At 54.4% G+C, this 16,663-nt stretch carries 14 protein-coding genes and 1 other RNA gene; 9 read left to right on the top strand and 6 right to left on the bottom strand.

Annotated elements, in window-relative coordinates:
* Positions 1–39: 39 nt before the first annotated feature.
* Complete coding sequence (locus H7846_RS15290) at positions 40–186, bottom strand: hypothetical protein (RefSeq protein WP_186693287.1); 147 nt, start codon at positions 184–186, stop codon at positions 40–42.
* A gap of 189 nt (positions 187–375) precedes the next feature.
* Here H7846_RS15290 and ffs point away from each other — a divergent pair.
* Positions 376–473: signal recognition particle sRNA small type (ffs, locus tag H7846_RS15285), an RNA gene on the top strand.
* A gap of 225 nt (positions 474–698) precedes the next feature.
* A complete protein-coding gene (locus H7846_RS15280) occupies positions 699–1,715 on the top strand; it encodes a beta-ketoacyl-ACP synthase III (RefSeq protein WP_186693285.1) in 1,017 nt (338 codons plus the stop codon).
* Positions 1,716–1,831: 116 nt separating this feature from the next.
* Here H7846_RS15280 and H7846_RS15275 read toward each other — a convergent pair whose 3' ends face one another.
* The 3 genes from H7846_RS15275 to H7846_RS15265 form a co-directional block, all read right to left on the bottom strand.
* Entirely contained in the window at positions 1,832–3,601 is a 1,770-nt protein-coding gene (locus H7846_RS15275) for a glycosyltransferase family 39 protein (protein ID WP_186693283.1), read from the bottom strand.
* A 177-nt stretch (positions 3,602–3,778) separates the two neighbouring features.
* On the bottom strand, positions 3,779–4,504 hold the full coding sequence (locus H7846_RS15270; RefSeq protein ID WP_186693281.1) for a YqaA family protein: 726 nt from the start codon (positions 4,502–4,504) through the stop codon (positions 3,779–3,781).
* A 69-nt stretch (positions 4,505–4,573) separates the two neighbouring features.
* Positions 4,574–5,434 (bottom strand): menaquinone biosynthetic enzyme MqnA/MqnD family protein, encoded by an 861-nt coding sequence (locus H7846_RS15265; RefSeq protein WP_255460673.1) that lies wholly within the window; start codon positions 5,432–5,434, stop codon positions 4,574–4,576.
* Between the two features lie 36 nt (positions 5,435–5,470).
* On the opposite strand from H7846_RS15265, the gene H7846_RS15260 reads away from it, so the two are divergent.
* Positions 5,471–5,677: a DUF3565 domain-containing protein gene (locus H7846_RS15260; protein WP_186693278.1), complete on the top strand. Its 207-nt coding sequence runs from the start codon at positions 5,471–5,473 to the stop codon at positions 5,675–5,677.
* 61 nt (positions 5,678–5,738) lie between these two features.
* Here the strand turns inward: H7846_RS15260 and H7846_RS15255 are convergent, their stop codons facing one another.
* Positions 5,739–6,317, bottom strand: a complete 579-nt coding sequence (locus H7846_RS15255; RefSeq protein ID WP_186696421.1) for a CHRD domain-containing protein — start codon at positions 6,315–6,317, stop codon at positions 5,739–5,741.
* Between the two features lie 176 nt (positions 6,318–6,493).
* Between H7846_RS15255 and H7846_RS15250 the strand changes: the two genes are divergently transcribed.
* The 6 genes from H7846_RS15250 to H7846_RS15225 all read left to right on the top strand — a co-directional run bounded on the left by H7846_RS15250 (position 6,494) and on the right by H7846_RS15225 (position 14,832).
* Positions 6,494–7,597: a mannonate dehydratase gene (locus tag H7846_RS15250; RefSeq protein WP_186693276.1), complete on the top strand. Its 1,104-nt coding sequence runs from the start codon at positions 6,494–6,496 to the stop codon at positions 7,595–7,597.
* Positions 7,598–7,670: 73 nt separating this feature from the next.
* Entirely contained in the window at positions 7,671–8,819 is a 1,149-nt protein-coding gene (gene dprA / locus H7846_RS15245; RefSeq protein ID WP_255460672.1) for a DNA-processing protein DprA, read from the top strand.
* Positions 8,820–9,077: 258 nt separating this feature from the next.
* Positions 9,078–11,933, top strand: a complete 2,856-nt coding sequence (gene topA, locus H7846_RS15240) for a type I DNA topoisomerase (protein ID WP_186693274.1) — start codon at positions 9,078–9,080, stop codon at positions 11,931–11,933.
* 33 nt (positions 11,934–11,966) lie between these two features.
* Positions 11,967–12,386 carry a DUF4760 domain-containing protein gene (locus H7846_RS15235; protein ID WP_186693272.1) on the top strand — a complete coding sequence of 140 codons (420 nt, stop codon included), beginning with the start codon at positions 11,967–11,969 and terminating at the stop codon, positions 12,384–12,386.
* A 128-nt stretch (positions 12,387–12,514) separates the two neighbouring features.
* Positions 12,515–12,799 carry a DUF427 domain-containing protein gene (locus tag H7846_RS15230; RefSeq protein WP_186693270.1) on the top strand — a complete coding sequence of 95 codons (285 nt, stop codon included), beginning with the start codon at positions 12,515–12,517 and terminating at the stop codon, positions 12,797–12,799.
* Positions 12,800–13,326: 527 nt separating this feature from the next.
* Complete coding sequence (locus H7846_RS15225) at positions 13,327–14,832, top strand: pyridoxal phosphate-dependent decarboxylase family protein (RefSeq protein WP_186693268.1); 1,506 nt, start codon at positions 13,327–13,329, stop codon at positions 14,830–14,832.
* Between the two features lie 245 nt (positions 14,833–15,077).
* On the opposite strand, the gene H7846_RS15220 is transcribed toward H7846_RS15225, so the two are convergent.
* Positions 15,078–16,571, bottom strand: coding sequence for an ATP-binding protein (locus H7846_RS15220; protein WP_186693266.1), 1,494 nt, complete (start codon positions 16,569–16,571; stop codon positions 15,078–15,080).
* Positions 16,572–16,663 lie beyond the last annotated feature (92 nt).

Here is a 16,663-nt window from a genome sequence, read left to right as displayed (position 1 = left end):
TTGCCTTTGGTAAGCGGGAACAAACCGCAGATCCTTCGACTACGGGCTCGCTGCGCGAGTTCGGTCGCTCAGGATGAAGGTAATGTTGGGATGGTTCTGAGTGACGATGCCGCGCTCGTGATCGATGCAGGGTTCGATCTCGATGTAGACCTTGCCACCAGGACCAGCAAAGGGATGATGGTCCATCGCCATTTGATGGTTGGAAATTCGGTGGGTCCTTCAATCCTGAGTAAGGCAAATGGCGAGAGAAAAATAGGCGGCAAAATTGGAAGGACCAATCGTGCAGCCAAAGGGTATCAGGCGGAAAAGCTAGCGAGGAATGAAGTATTTAGCTCAGTTTTGAGAGTCGGGTTGACGATGCTAGAATGAGACGTGTGCCGGGTCCTACGCGACGTAATCCCGCCAATCCCGCCAGGTCCGGAAGGAAGCAACGGTAACGGGTCATTACGGGCGCAGTGGGGTGCCCGGTACATTTTTATGCTCTCCAGAAATCTATCGGCTGCACACAGCGATTGTTCTGATCGGATGCTTTTTGCATCGCGTTTCCCTATGAAGGAATCCCCTTGAATATTGATCCAAAGGTGCGGCTCCTGCGAGGTGAAACCGTTCCAGATAGAGTGACAGGCAGTGCGTTCTCAGCGAAAATGATGAACGTTGCATCAACAGAGTTTTTGTATCCACAGGATTGAGGTGAAGTTTTGAGTCTGACCTTGAAGCCGCGGACGCAGGTGCGGGCAAAGATCTCATCGGTAGGCGCTTATGTTCCTCCCCGGCTGCTGACAAATGCTGACCTGGAGAAGATGGTCGAGACGAACGACCAATGGATTGTCGAGCGCACAGGAATCCGCGAGCGTCATCTGGTCGATAAGGGAGTGGCGACGAGCGACCTGGCGACTGAAGCGGCGAAATGTTGCCTGGCCAAGCGCGGCATGGATGCGAGCGAGGTCGAAGTCATCATCGTCGCGACGGTGACTCCAGATATGCTTTTTCCGGCGACGGCGTGCCTGGTGCAGGACAAGCTGGGAGCGAAGGGCGCCTGGGGGTTCGATCTGTCGGCGGCCTGTTCGGGATTTCCTTATGCGCTGCAGGTAGGAGCCAAACTGATCGAGAGCGGAATGCACAAGAAGGTTTTGGTGATTGGAGCCGATGTGATGAGCTCGATCATCGACTATACGGATCGCGCGACCTGCGTGATCTTCGGAGACGGAGCGGGCGCGGTCCTGCTGGAGCCTTGCCAGGAGGGCGAGGTTGGCCTGGTCGACTACTGGCATGAGATCGATGGCTCGGGCGCGGTTTCGCTGAATATGCCCGGAGGCGGAAGTCTGCATCCAGCTACGGCCGAGACCGTGGCGCAGAAGATGCACTATGTTCATCAGGACGGACAGGCGGTCTACAAATTTGCTGTGCGCAAGATGGCAGAGGCCGCTGAGACAGTGCTGAACCGCAATGGAGTTGCGGGAACGGAACTTGGCTGTTTTATTCCACATCAAGCCAACAAGCGCATTATTCTCTCCACCGCAGATCGACTGGGGATGCCCGAGGAGCGAGTGATTATCAATATCGATCGCTATGGGAACACAACCGCTGGCACGATTCCCCTAGCGATGCAAACTGCTCTGGAAGAGGGGCGCCTGAAAAAGGGCGACTTGGTATTGCTGGCGAGTGTCGGAGCTGGGTTTACCGTTGGAGCCACCTTGCTTCGGTGGGAGTTCTAGGACGGGAATTGAAATCAGGGATTAACGAATAAGGTGGGCCTTCGGGTCCGCCTTGTTCGTTTTGCGATCAACAATGACGGCTGCATGCCCTGGATGTCAGCGGCAGGGCGACCTTTCTAAGGGGTGGTTTTTTGAGAAGGCAGCGGGCGTAGAAGGGCTCTTTTCCGTTGCTCTTCGATGTGGTCGCAAAAGCTGTCATGAGGCATCCATTGCTTGCAGAGAGACGGGCCATTGGGATCGATCTCGCGAAACAGCTCGCGAGTTTGTGAAGGAGTTTCTGCATCGTTTGCAGAAACGTTGGGAGTATCACTTGTTCGGTGCGCGAATAGCAAAATGTCAGCGTCAAATCGATCCAGCATTTTGGTGTCGTAAAGCGGGGGGATCAGATCGTAGGTCAACCAGCTCCAGTCGCCGATGTAAGAGTAGACCAGAAAGTCCCGATGTTCTGCGAGGAAAGTCTGGCTGGGAACAATCTGGAGGGGGAACCAAGGCCTGAGGTCTAACAATCCTCGATCGACGGTGTCCTGCTGGAGATACCGGACGGATGATTCCGGGTTGGCCACAAAAGCGACGTTCTGAATGAGCTTACGTGGCGAGTAAAAAGAAACTCGATGGAAGACCGTGATGTCGGATAGCGCAAGCGGAGATCCTGCATGTGCATCGAGCATGTGCATCTCATCGCTGAGCTTGGTAACACCCAATGCCTGGATGCGGATGGTTCTAATCCCATGCACAGTGAAGTAGAGTAAAGCCGCACAAGATAGCAAGAGAGGAAAACTGCGAGGCCGGGGAGCGACGGCAAAGCCGAAGTGGCAGAGAGCGACGATGGCACCGATGATGCCTGCGAGGGCATAGCGGTCGGTATATCCGTGCGTTACCGTTTTGGCCATCAACATGGCGAAGAATGGGATCGCGATGATACAGCCCCAGGCTACGACTTCATAGGTAGAGAAGTGGCATGTGACGCTTCGACCTCCAGTCTCTTCGTTGGATTTCGAGCGGAGCGCAGCGATAAGAAAAGGGATTGCTCCCAGGATGAGGATATTGGCCAGAGGCCCGAGCATTGCAGGGTAAAAGTCGAGCAGGCTTCCCCAGACAGGAACCGCCCAGAAGTGCGCTGAATAAGAGTTTGCACTGTGGATGATAGAGAAAAATGCAAGCGGAGGTAGCGCTGCCCCGCAGAAGGTCAGGCAAACTAGGAGATCGATCCGTCGTAGCTGGATGGTTCTTGCGAATTCTCCCAGTGCAAGCGCAAAAATAAACAGAACTGCATAATAATGGCTGGAGACGGCCAATGCAGATGCAAAAAAGAGCGTACAGAGCCAAGGAACTCGCCTTTTGCGCGAAGAAGTGACTCTTTGCCAGGCGAGCAGGGCCAGTGAGCAAAAACCCAACATGCTACCGTAACCGCGAGCTTCGCTTGCGTAATAGATTGCGCCCGAACAGAGAGGCATTAGCATTCCAAAGAATGCCCACAGTACGGAGGTCCGGGCGCGAAGCAGATAAAAGAGGCAGATGCACAGTAGACCGTAGCCTACCAGTGGCAGCAGCCGTATAGTCAGGTGACTGAGCCCGAAAAGAGAAGTGATCTGATGGGTGAGGTAGTAGAACAGAGGCGGATGCTGATCTGCTCCTGTCTTTAATCCTTCTAATATTCCTCTTATGGTGTTGGGGCGAGAGAGATAGAGAGTGAAGAACTCATCATCCCACAAGAGTTTGTGCTGTGCCGTGAGGGTCGTCAGGATCAGATAGCTCGGGAGAAAGAAGATCAGCGGCCAAAGATTTCCCTTGGCTTCAAAGGCTTCAGCAACCTTTTCCAGTTGAACAAGAGTCCACGACACCCGTTCTTTTGCATATTGAAGGGACGTGCGATTTCTCTGGTTCACAGCTATCTCCTGACAACACGAATCGTTATTTGAAGGCAGGATTGAATCAGGGTTTTATCTCTTATGATCTCGATATGGCGACTCTGAATCTGCCACGTTGCCATATTAAATAGGATTCATTGCTTCCGCAAAATGTGAAGATCAGGCCAGCGCTTTTATGATCAATAATCCCGTAATTCAGACGGTAGTACCACTCTGCGAAGTCAGGCCGGGAGAGGCTTTGACGGATTTGGCAGCTTTGTAGAGCTGCCAGAAAGCAATGGCACAGCTCAGGAGAATAAGACTCCAGGTCACGATCAGCAGAGTGGTGGCGTATTTGGCGGAGAGATGATTCCACAGCCGTACGATGGGGCGACCGTAATAGAGTCCGAGTCCGGTGGCGATAAGATGCCGTGCGGTGCGGCTGATGGTAAAGGCGGTCAGAAATTTTCGTTTCGACATTCTGAGAGCTCCAGCGGCAAGCACAAAGGGAGCCAGAGGCATGGGTGGCGGTAGTACTGCGGGCAGAGCAACCGCAAGCACAGCATGCCGCTCCATCCATTCACGAACCATCTTGAAGATTCGTGGAGGCACGCGCTTTTCCAGGAAGGCCATTCCTCCGGACTGACCTACACGATAACTGAGATAGCCACCGATGACTGATCCTGCCGATGCCATGACCACAAGCAGAAACCAATTGTCGTGTCGCGCAGCCATCAACACCAACATGATGTCGGTGATGCCGGGGATGGGTAGGGGAATGAAGGATGAGTCGACGATCGAGACTAAGAAGAGACCGAATGGCCCAAAGGTGAAAAGGAAATGCAGCAGGGGAGAACGATGATGCGGTTGTGGAGCTATGACCTCAAGCACAGCGCGAGCTGCAGAATCAGCCACAAGAGAGGTGGCGGCCGTAGGGGTCATACAGAATAGGACGCAAGGTTGTCGCGCAGAGTCGCGGTGGGAGAAAAAGAAAAACTGTTATTTCAGAGCTTAGAGAAAGTGGAGAGAAGGAAGCGGGGGCAGAACGCCAGATTTAGCAGCATAGCGGCGAAAGAGTTCAATGGTTTGTATACAGTCTTCGGTCAAGGTGTAGTGAATGTTAACTGTAAGGTAATTTCGGATGGTGGCGGGTGGGATGGCGATCCGGGGAGTCCACTCACGAACAAGATCGTCGATATGGGTCAGACCATGATCGCGGGAGTCGATGAGCTGCTCGGTAAGTTGGGTGGCAGTGAGATGGTTCTTGTGCAGGGCCTCGGGCCGTACTGCCCATACCGCAGCTACCCAGGGAAGTCCTGTGCGAAGGCGCCATTCGTACGCGAGATCGAACCATTGACAAGGACCGACGGTTTCTTCAATCTGCTGTCGTGACTCCAGGGCAAGCAGCGCAGGATCGCCGATGAGCAAAGCGGCATCAGCATGGTGAAGCATAGCGAGCGGATCGGCATGTTCTGTGAGGAATGTCGGAGAGGTCCCGAGAAAGTTGCGGAAGAGTATTTCGGCGTAAGTACGGGAACTGCGTGAAGCATCATCGGCAGCAACCGTGCGGACGGTCTCGAGAGTGTGAGGCTGCTTAACGATGAGCTGGATAGAACGGACGCGTTTGAGTGAAGCGATAGTGCATCCGGGTACGATTGCCAAGTCGGGTGTAAGCGAGGCGATAGGGATCAGGCCAAGATCGGCGCGGCCGGCGAGTAATTCATCTGCACAACGTGATGGAAGCGTGTAGTGAAGTTTGTAGGATTCTGCCAATGTGGAGGCGAGTGGAGGATGCTCGAAGTCCCACATGAGAGGCGCCGGATTAAGGAACTTGATGGCGGCTACGCGGACGGGATGGGATGAAGCGCTCAAAGATCTAGTGTAGAAGATGCAGAAAGGAACAGGAGAATGCTGCGTGCGATCATCGGCTTCCATAAGGACGAAGAAGACCACTGGGTGACTGATTTGGAGTGCGGCCACGGGCAGCATGTGCGACATGATCCTCCCTGGCAGGTGCGCGAGTGGGTCACGACGGAGGAGGGGCGAGCATCGCGACTGGGAATGAAGCTGGATTGCAAGCGGTGCGATGAAGAGACAGAAGTTGCAGGCAAGTGATGCCAAAAAAATGGCCGGACGATGTGGTGTCCGGCCTATGGTTATAGCGGAGCAAGAACAGCTAGGTTCGTAACCGTCTGCTTAGAGTGCCAATTGCACCGGCAACTCCTGTGCAGAGGAGCAACAGAGAACTGGGTTCGGGGGTAGCAACGATCCAGCCGCGAATCTCGCCGCCGGGAAATGTTGCATTATGAATATTGGTGTACGCCTGATAGTCGTTTAAGGCTGCAAGGATTGCTGCTTCTGCGCCTGTAACGGTGCCGCCTTCTGCGGTGATGAAGGCTGAGGTATAGGTTGAGGCGAGAGTCAGGTCGAAGGTGTTGGTGTAGCTTCCTGATGTAGCTGCAGGAAAGCTGGTAAACGGAATAGCTACAGGTGCGTTATTGCCGGGAGAAGCGCAGCAGTGGATGTGAGCGGCGCTAGCTGTGCCGCCGGTCAAATCGGAGAAGGTTACGTCTACTGTGAGCAAATCTCCGGTCAATGAAAGTGTAGTAAGACCGGTGGCAGAGCTTCCGGTTGGAGGAACCTCGTTGGCTCCGGTCATGATTGCTGTGTAGGTAATGGTGTTTGCCCGAACTGGCAGGGTACAGATGAGAAAAGCGAGTGTAAGGGGCCCGGTAAGAAGAAGGCGTTTCAGCATGAGATTCTCCTTCGCATACGGGTTGAGTTGCTTCCTTTGTTACTATGATGCGCGCTGGTTACCGGTGAGATTGTCAAAAGTTTGTCAGCAGAATGTTGCGTGCATTTTGAGGGATGTGTTATCCGCTGAAGAGTAATAGTTATTTTTTCGCCGTGATGGGCGATAGTGGAGTGGCTATGGATCGCAGACAGTTTCTATCCGGCTCGGCCGCGGCGACGGCTGTTGCAGGAACGCGCAGTCAAGCAAAGGCCCAATCGCATGGTCGAGGAAAGCCAAAGCCTGCGCTTATGAAGCTTGGCTGTCAGAGTGCGCCGACGACAGACGCTCATCTGAAATACCTGGCGCGGTACGGAGTGCAGCATATCTGTGGGTATCCGGAGACTTCGAACGGTCAAGTTGCTTCTACGGTCGATGAATTGAGCCGGATGCGTGAACTGGCTGAGAAGAACGGCATTGAGGTGGTGTGCGTTGGGCCGCCGATTCTCGAATCGAGTTACATCGACAACGAGAAGCATCCGGCCATCATGTTGGCGAAGAGTCCGGAGCGAGACCGCGACATCGAGCAGATTCAGGAGTTGATTCGCAACTGCGCTCGTGTGGGACTGCCTTCGATCAAATACAACATGAGCATTCTGGGAGTGCTACGCACCGGGCGTATCCCTGGCCGAGGAGATGCCACTTACAGTCGGTGGAAGCTGAGCGAAGCTCATCCCAAGACTCCACTGACAATTGCCGGGGATGTGGACGCTGATGCCTTTTGGGAGAGGATTACCTACTTTCTCGACCGCGTAATTCCGGTGGCGAACGAGTACAAAATTCGCATGGCATGCCATCCGCAGGACCCAGGCGTTCCTCCTGAGGGCTATCAGGGCGTGAATCGTGTGCTTGGCACCGTCGATGGACTCAAGAAATTTGTTTCGATTCGGGAGAGCGAGTATCACGGGTTGAACTTCTGCCAGGGCACGGTGTCGGAGATGCTGGCTGATCCGGGAAGCGAGATCTATGACGTGATTCGCTACTTCGGAATGCGGAAGAAGATCTTCAATGTTCACTTCAGGAATATTCGTGGGCATCGTGACGACTTTGTCGAGGTCTATCCTGACGAGGGCGATGTGGATATGTGGAAGGCGATTCAGGTTTATAAAGAGGTTGGCTATCCTTATATGCTGATGCCGGATCATGTTCCGGTCGCGGAGAGCGACCCGAGAGGGTTGCAGTCGTTCGCGTACTGCTATGGGTACATCCGCGGCTTGATCCAGGTGACGCAGTCGCAGGTATAAAAAGTCAGAGAGTTAGAAAGAGGGCCCCCAGTTGAGTTCGCCGCGACAGGACAGCATGGTTTTAGAGAGTGTCATGAAGGAGGCCCAGCTGGCCTGGCTGGCTCTTGTCCTTACACCAGCGATGGGAGCAACTCGAACCTGGCGAGTCATGGAAAAGCTGGGTGAGCCGGAGCGTCTGTTCGAGGCTTCGTTGACGGAACTGGAAGGGTTGGGAATGCCGGCGCACTCAGCCCAGTTTGTCTTTGATGGCAAGGCTCGGGCGGCGGCTGAAGATGAGTGGAGCCGCGTAGTGGCAAACGGCGGCGCGATTCTGACTCCATATGAGAAAGGCTACCCGGAGCGTCTACGCGAGATCTACGATCCTCCGGCGGTGCTCTGGATACGCGGCGACGTCAGTCTTTTGTCACGACCGGGAATTGCGATCGTTGGAACGCGCCATCCTTCCCCTTATGGAGCAGGAATGGCCGAAGCGCTGGCACGGGATCTGGCGGCGAGGCGGTTGACGATCCTAAGTGGAATGGCCCGTGGTGTGGATACGGCGGCGCATAAGGGAGCGCTTCAAGCCCGCGGGAAGACCGTCGCGGTTTGGGGAACGGGGATCGACGTGGTCTATCCCAAGGAGAATAAACGGCTGGCCGAGCAGATCATCGAGAGCGGTGGCACGATCGTCAGTGAATACCCTCTGGGTACCTTTCCTGCTCCGCAAAACTTTCCCGTCCGTAATCGCATCCTGAGCGGGATGAGTATCGGGGTGCTGGTGATTGAAGCAGGGGAGCATAGCGGAACTCGCATTACCGCTCGCCTGGCAATGGAACAGAATCGGGACATCTATGCCGTTCCCGGCAATGTGACCAACAAGAATGCCTGGGGGCCGAACACCCTGATCAAGCAGGGGGCAAAGTTGACGGCGACGTGGGAGGATGTCTGGGAGGACCTTCCATCGAATATCCGCCTGCAACTCGAAGAAGAGATGGGACTTGCGGGCAGCGATGAATCGAACGCGGTCAGGACTGCATCCTTATTTAACGAAGCGCGGTTATCGGAACACGAACGGAAGGTCCTGGAGAGGTTGAGGCAGGATGAGTCGACGCAACTGGATGAACTGATCGAGCATCTGGACGGGGAGCTTGGATCGGCCGAGATTTTTACCGCTCTGTTTGAGCTGGAGCTGGCTGGACAGGTTCGGCAGCTGCCAGGAAAGAACTATATCCGCACCATGTGACGGATGGGTAAAGGGATTGCCAGGAGCCAGCTAAGTAATTGGGGATCGGTCACTTAAATGAAAGATTCCTCAAGTTTTCCGCATTGGGCGGGTCAGGGGGAGATGATAACGTTTTGAAACCGTCTCCGTCTGTTGGGAGTTAGTAGAGAGATGACGTAACCGGCGAAACCGTGTTAGGTTCGCAAGGGAATCCTCGAAAGTAGCAGGATAAGGGGAACGTTTCGTTTATCGGATCGTTCTGAAGAACGAAGGGAACCAATGGCTAAGTCACTTGTGATCGTAGAGTCGCCGGCGAAGGCGAAGACGATCGGAAAATATCTCGGCAGCGATTACACGGTGGAGGCCTCCATTGGCCACATCATGGACCTGCCCAAAAACGATATCGGCGTCGAGCTGAAGAAGCGCACGTTTGAGCCGACATTGATCGTCTCTCCTGGAAAGGAGAAGGTTGTCGATCGCCTGAAGAAGCTGGCGGCGAAGGCCGATGTTGTTTACCTGGCGCCTGACCCCGATCGCGAGGGTGAGGCCATTGCGGCGCATCTTTCGATGCAGCTGATGCCTGTAGTTAAGGATAAGAAGAGAGTTCGTCGGGTGACCTTTAATGAGATCACCCAGAAGGCGGTGAGAGCTGCCTTCGAACACGCTCGGGATGTTGATGAGAATCTGGTTGACGCGCAGCAAACCCGCCGCGTACTCGACCGCCTTGTGGGATATCAGATCTCTCCGCTGCTGTGGGACAAGGTTCGGCGCGGATTGAGTGCAGGGCGAGTCCAGACGGTGGCCCTACGCCTGATTGTGGAGCGCGAGCAGGAGATCAACGACTTCAAACCAGTTGAATACTGGACCATTGATGCCGATCTTCTACCTGGGGGTGGCAAACAGGGTTTTACAGCGAGATTTATCGGAGTCAACGGCGTTCCGTCGCGAGTCGCGAATGGGTTGGATGAAGATGGTAAAGATCAGTTTCTTGCCAACGCTCTTCCCAACAAGACTTCGATCGATGAGGTTGTTCGCGAACTTGAAGTTGCGAAGTGGTCTGTGCGTTCTGTCGAAAAGAAAGAACGCCGAAACAACCCCAAGGCTCCCTTTACCACCAGCAAGCTGCAGCAGGACGCAGCAGGACGCCTGGGCTTCAATGTCCGGCGCACTATGGGTGTAGCGCAGCGTCTGTATGAAGGCATCGAGCTGGGCAACGAGGGTACCGTCGGTCTGATCACCTATATGCGTACTGACTCCACGCGTGTGAGCCCGGACGCTATCACTGAGGTGCGCGAGTACATCGGTAAGCTGGGATCGCAGTATCTCCCGGGCAAGCCGAATGAGTATGCAGGCAAGAAGCAGGTGCAGGCGCAGGACGCCCACGAGGCCATTCGCCCGACATCGGTGAAGTTCACTCCCGATTCGATCCGACGCTATCTTTCGGACGAACAGTACCGGCTTTACAAGCTGATCTGGCAGCGTTTTGTTGCCAGCCAGATGACGCCTGCGGTCTTCGATCAGACCACGGTGGAGATTGAGGCGAAGGCCAAACTGACCTACGACTTCCGCGTAAGCGGCAGCGTGCTGAAGTTTGACGGCCATCTGAAGTTCGAAGAGGAAGAGAAGCGTGCTCGTCAGGCTGCGAAGGACAAGGCAGCGAAGGAAGAGAAGCTGGCTCAGACGAACGCGACAGCAGCTGAAGGTGATGGGGAAGAGGACTCCGAGCGAAGGCTCCCTGAACTGACTGCTGGAGAGGCGTTGAAGCTGGAGAAGCTCGATCCGCAGCAGAAGTTTACTCAGCCTCCGCCACGTTATAACGAAGCCAGCTTGGTGAAGACTCTTGAAGAGAAGGGTATTGGCCGTCCTTCGACGTATGCGTCCATCATTAACACGATCCAGGACCGTGACTATGTAAAGAAGATCACCGGCCGGTTTGTGCCAACCGAGATCGGAATCGTCGTCACCAAGCTCTTGGTTAAGAACTTCCCCTACATCTTCGATACGCAGTACACGGCAACGCTTGAGGGAGAGTTGGATGCTGTAGAAGATGGCCAGGAGCGCTGGACGGATCTGTTGAATGCTTTCTATGAACACTTTGAAAAAGAACTCAAGGTCGCTGAAAAGCACATGGAAGACATTAAGCGGATGGAGGAGCCGACCCAGGAGGTGTGTGAGAAGTGCGGCTCGCCACTGGTCCTAAAGTGGGGCAAGTTCGGCAGCTTCTTCTCTTGTTCCAACTTCACGAAGTCCAAGCCGATGAATGTTGCGGCCGGCCCGTGGAAGAAGGATTCCAAGGCGGTCATCAAGAAGATCGTGTCGGAGTTTACCTTCCCTATGACGGTGAAGGCCGTCACCGAGGATGTCATCGACTTCAGCCGCGAGGCGAAGGATGCGAAGGAGTTAACCGAGGCCATCAATGCGGCTCAGGGTAAAGGGAAGAAGGTTGTCGTCGAGACCTTCAGCTGTGACTTCACCAAGGAGAACTATGCAGCAAAGCCGGACCTGAGCGCTCCCGGAGCCGACGAGGCTGATGAAGAAGAGTTCTGCGACAACTGCGGACGCGTGATGGTGCTTCGCAATGGTCCATGGGGACCGTTCATGGCCTGTCCGGGCTACAACGAAGATCCTCCGTGCAAAACGATCCGCAAGCTGACCCAGAAGGTGCAACAGAAGCCTCCGGTGCAGCTGGAAGAGAGCTGTCCGAAGTGTGGCAAGCCATTGCTTCTGCGCAATGGTCAGTACGGCGAGTTCATCAGCTGTAGTGGATATCCGAAGTGCAAATACATCAAGCAGGACCTGCTGGATGTGCCTTGCCCGAAGTGCGGAGGCGACATCGCAGCACGAAAGACGAAGCGTGGCGATGTGTTCTATGGCTGCGTGAACTATCCCAAATGCGATTTTGCTTCGAACCAGAAGCTCATCAATGAGACCTGCCCGAAGTGCGAGAGTGCCTATTTGCTCGAGGTTTCCAACGATAAGGGCGTCTTCTGGGTATGCCCGAACAATCAGGACGCCTTGCCGAAGCGTCGTAAGCGGAAGGGCGCTGCGGAAGAGGCGGCTCCGACAACTCCTCCTTGTAGCTACGAGAAGAAGGTCGGTGAGCCTGTAGAGAGTCCGGAAGGCGCAGCGGCTTAATTCAACAGATAGAGAATCAATCAAGGAGAGTGGATGGCAACTGCGGCTGACGCGGAACTGGTATTGAAGCTGTATGAGATGCGACGCGAAGAGACTTTGAGGAAAGCTCGGCGTTTTATCATCTTCGACTTTCAGCCAAAGACGGTCGATGAGTTACGGATGGTTTCCCGTGATGTAGGCTCGCAGCACAATGCCGCATGGCGTCAGGTCATCAGTTACTGGGAACTGGCCGCTTCACTGGTCCTTCGTGGAGCGCTCGATCCTGACCTCTATCTTGACTCCAATGGTGAGGGCATTCTCATCTATGCCAAGTTCCACCACTTTCATGTTGAGACGGAGAAACAATCGGGAAATCCCTTTATGCGAAACACCGCCGCCATGATCGAGAAATATCCAGTCGCTGCAAAGCTGCATGAAGGGTTTCTGCGTACCCTTGGACTCGCCAAGACTTAGCAGGCAGGTTTCCTTTCTGCATGATATTTGATAAAACTACTAAAGTAGCCTTTGGGATACTGGTATTTTTCGCTGTCTGAACGTTGGGCAGCATTGCTGTAAATTATTGAAAAGACGGGTTGCAGACTATGGCGAAGGCAGTATGGAATGGTCAGGTTCTGGCCGAGAGCGATACGTACGAGACGGTAGAGGGTAATATTTACTTTCCCGACGAGACGGTCAAGCGCGAGTTCCTTCGCCCTAGTTCGACGACCTCCAGCTGCCCCTGGAAGGGGCAGGCCCGCTATTACACGGTGATCGTGGATGGGCAGGAGAATCAGGACGCTGCCTGGTACTATCCAGATCCGAAGCCTGCGGCGCGCAATGTAAAACACCACATCGCCTTTTGGCGCGGCGTAGAAGTTACAAAGTAACTTTTTCGCCTGGAGAATACTGTCGGGCTATATTGACCCGTTGCCCCTCCCCCTTCGATTTTTCTCTAACCTCCATGTTTTCAATGTCTTACATGATTTAATCAAGGTAAAATATAGAAAACAAGTGGGTTAAGCATAAAAATATAGATTCTAAAAGAGTTAGCTCCCCTTGATAAGGGAGCTAATCTGTTTTTCGATCTGTATTAAGCGTAGCAGGTTGGGTGGGGTGATTTTGCAGATTTCTACGACTATATCTCTTTTGGATTGTTTAGTTTGTGATTTTGAAGGCTTGACAAGGTTTTGAGGAGTGGACGTTATTGAAACCGCAGCTCCTTCCCCATTGGCTCACTCTTTTCCCTTCGCTTTCTTCGCTCAAAGTGACAAATTTGGGAACGACACTTGAAATTTGGGGATGACGACGCTGCATCGTAGAGAAGCAGGCTTCCTTCACTTGGTTGTCGCCTACGGCAGCAATTTCGGTTGGAATGACACGGGGAAGGCTCTCCTGAAAAAGCTATTGTTAAGGTATGAGCCGAACGGTAACGGGCAATCTGGAAGACGACTGTTCAAAGACTGCCGAGTGCAGTCTTGATCCTACGGACAAAGCCGGGTGGGAGCAGCTTCGCACCCTCGGGCACAAAATGGTGGACCAGATCTTCGATCATCTTCAGACCAGACGAGAACAGCCAGTCTGGCAGAGAATCCCTACGGAAAAACGCACTGCTCTGGAAGCAGAGCCTCTTCCTCGCAAGGGACAGGGGGTTGAATCCGCTTACGAGACATTTCTACGCGATGTCTTGCCGTATGGAATCGGAAACACTCATCCTCGTTTCTGGGGATGGGTGATGGGGAGTGGAACGCCAGAGGGTGTGCTTGCCGAAATGCTGGCTGCCGGAATGAATCCGAACGTAGGAGGATTCGACGACTCCGCCACTCTGGTGGAAGAACAGGTCATCCATTGGATGGCTCAGCTGATGGGCATGCCAGATGGCACAAGTGGCCTTTTGACGAGCGGGGGCACGATGGCGAACCTCATCGGGCTCGCGGTGGGGAGACGTGCCCGGGCAGGCTTCGATGTGCGCGCAGAAGGAATGCGAGGCGGACCAGAGATGCGAGTGTACTGCTCGACCGAGGTCCATAGCTGGTTGAAGAAGACGGTAGAGCTGATGGGGATGGGACGGAATTCTCTCCATGTCGTCGGTGTGGACGCCGGCTATCGAATGAAGGTGGATGAGTTGCAAAAAGCGATTGCGGTGGATCGTGCAACGGGTCTGAGGCCGATCTGTGTGGTTGCAACCGCAGGAACCGTAAATACAGGGGCTACTGACGACCTTCCAGCGATTGCAGATTTGTGTGCGAAGGAGGAGATGTGGTTCCACGTGGACGGAGCATTTGGAGCTCTCGCTTCCTGGTCGAACAGATTAAGAGACGGTGTAAAGGGCCTCGATCGTGCGGATTCACTGGCATTCGATCTGCATAAATGGGGATATATGCCCTATGACATTGGTTGTGTGTTGGTGCGAGATGCGGAGACACACAAGGCTGCGTTTGCAACTGGAGCCAGTTATCTGACGGCGATGGAGCGGGGGCCAGCCGCTGGAGGGCTCCGATTCGCCGATCGTGGTGTGGAACTCTCACGAGGGTTTCGAGCGCTCAAAGCATGGATGAGTCTCAAGGCATTGGGAGCGGATGCGATCACGGCAGTGATCGAACAAAATGTGGATCAAGCCCAGTACCTGGCATCACTGATAAATCAATCCGATGAGCTTGAACTTGCTGCTGAGGTCCCGCTTAATATTGTTTGTTTTCGGTTTGCGAAGGCCAGTGATGAAGGGAACCAGGAGATCCTGATGCGATTGCAGGAGAGTGGCATCGCGGTCCCTTCGGGAACAGTACTTCAGGGGCGATTCGCTATTCGTGTCGCAATCTCCAACCATCGATCGCGCAAAGCGGACTTCGATCTGCTTGTTGAGAACGTCATCCGGATTGGTCATGAGGTCATGAAGGAAAGAAGCAGCGCCTCGACGAGATAAGTCGAGTATTGTTTGCTTATGTTCTGGAAGCTGTGATGCCTTTCGGGAAGGTGTCCTACTCCACGAGGAAGTGTCATCACTGAGCGAATGAGTAACGGGAACGGAGTCGAAGGGGCTGCGTTTGTTGATACCAGCCCGATTTTTCTCAGAGATGGTTCTCTCAAGAAACGCAGATCCTTCGACTCACCTACGGCTCGCTCAGGATGACACTTCCTCTTTATGGTGCTCAGTTTAGATTCAGGAGGCTAGTATGCTTGCGCTTGTTCCAGAGGCAAACGCACCTGGAAGCAGGTAGTTCCTGGTTTTGATTCCACCTGGATATAGCCGGAGTGCCGCTGTAGGATGCGCTGTGCTGCGTCCAGCCCGAGCCCGAGGCCGCGTCCAGGAGCTTTTGTCGTAAAGAAGGGCTCAAAGATACGATCCTTGATCTCGGGATCGATTCCTGGTCCTGTGTCCCAGACTTCGATGAAGGCCATTTGCCCCTGGAGCCGTGTACAGATGCGCAGCGTTCCCTTGTCTTTCATCGCGTCGAGCGCATTCTCGATCAGAGCTGTCCACACCTGGTTCAACTCGCGGCCATAGCCGCTGATCGGCGGTAGCACCGGATCGAAGTCGGTCACGACGGTGACGTGCTGCAGACGCGACTTGAACATAGCGAGCGTGTTCCCGATCGACTGCGCCAACTCGATCTCCTGGATTGGCGCCTGGTCCATGTAGGAGTAATCCTTGATCGCGCGAATCAGATCAAAGATCCGCACCGTCGAGTTGACGACAGTTTCGGCCATGCGTTCTACGCGCAACGAGCTGGCGAAGGTGGCAATCGCGACAGGCAGCGACTCTGAGGTCAACGTTCCGGCAAGCTCGTCAAGTTGCGTGGTAGCGATTCCTGTTTCTGCCAGCGCAGGAGCAATTGCCCAAGGATTGGGGATGTTGTGCTGCTCGAGCCAGTTCAGCAGGCTCATCTCACTGTCGCTCACAGCAAGAGCATCGGCAGCGCCGTTCCCTGTCTCCTGCTCTGTCAAGGTCGAACGCGTGCGTGCTACCCAGGAGCGATACTGCGCCGTGTGCGTGTCCGAGAGGCACAGATTGCCCAGGCGATACTTCTGATCGCCATAATGACGCAGTTCCGAGAAGAGACTCGAAGCCGAGCGCTGAGCGGCAGAAGCAGGATTATTCAGCTCATGCGCCAGGTTTGCTGCGAGTTTTCCGAGTGCAGCCAGCTTCTCTGCCTGCTGCTCCATGCGTGTTACTTCACGGACACGATCCAACAAGGTAGAGACACAGCGCTGTGCCATCGAGGGAATCGCCGCCAGCATCGCGGGAAAATGATCTTCGTGAATCTCGAGCGACCAGCCGGAGCCCACAAGGTATCCATCTCCGCCGTAGTACTTCATGCGCGAGAACGGAAGCTTACCGGTCATCTGACCGGCGCGTCCTACCCACAACGCCATGGGACCCGCGTTGTGACGACGGACGTGAACTTCTCCCTTGAGGATAAAGACCATGCTGTCGCAGAGACTGCCTTCAGCGAAGACCATTGCGCCGTCTTCGCCGACGCGTTCAGAACCATGCACCGCGAACCAGTGGTACTCTTCTTCGGTCAATCCGTCGAGAGCAGGAATCGTTCGGAGCGCAGCAATGATCTCGGACTGAGGCGTGGGCTGCGTAGGAGGAGCGATAAAGACCTGAGGCCCGAGCTGCTGGGGAAGAATTGCTTCGTAACTGCTGGGGGCGGCCATGCCGAATCTCCTTCTGCCATCGTGGGCAGGGTAAAGGGGACAAGAAGGACAACTCTGCTCTCATTGTGACAGGTTTTTGAATCGGTTTGTGA

The sequence above is a fragment of the Edaphobacter sp. 4G125 genome (assembly GCF_014274685.1).
Classification (GTDB): Bacteria; Acidobacteriota; Terriglobia; order Terriglobales; family Acidobacteriaceae; genus Edaphobacter.
This window is presented reverse-complemented; position numbering and strand designations above follow the sequence as displayed.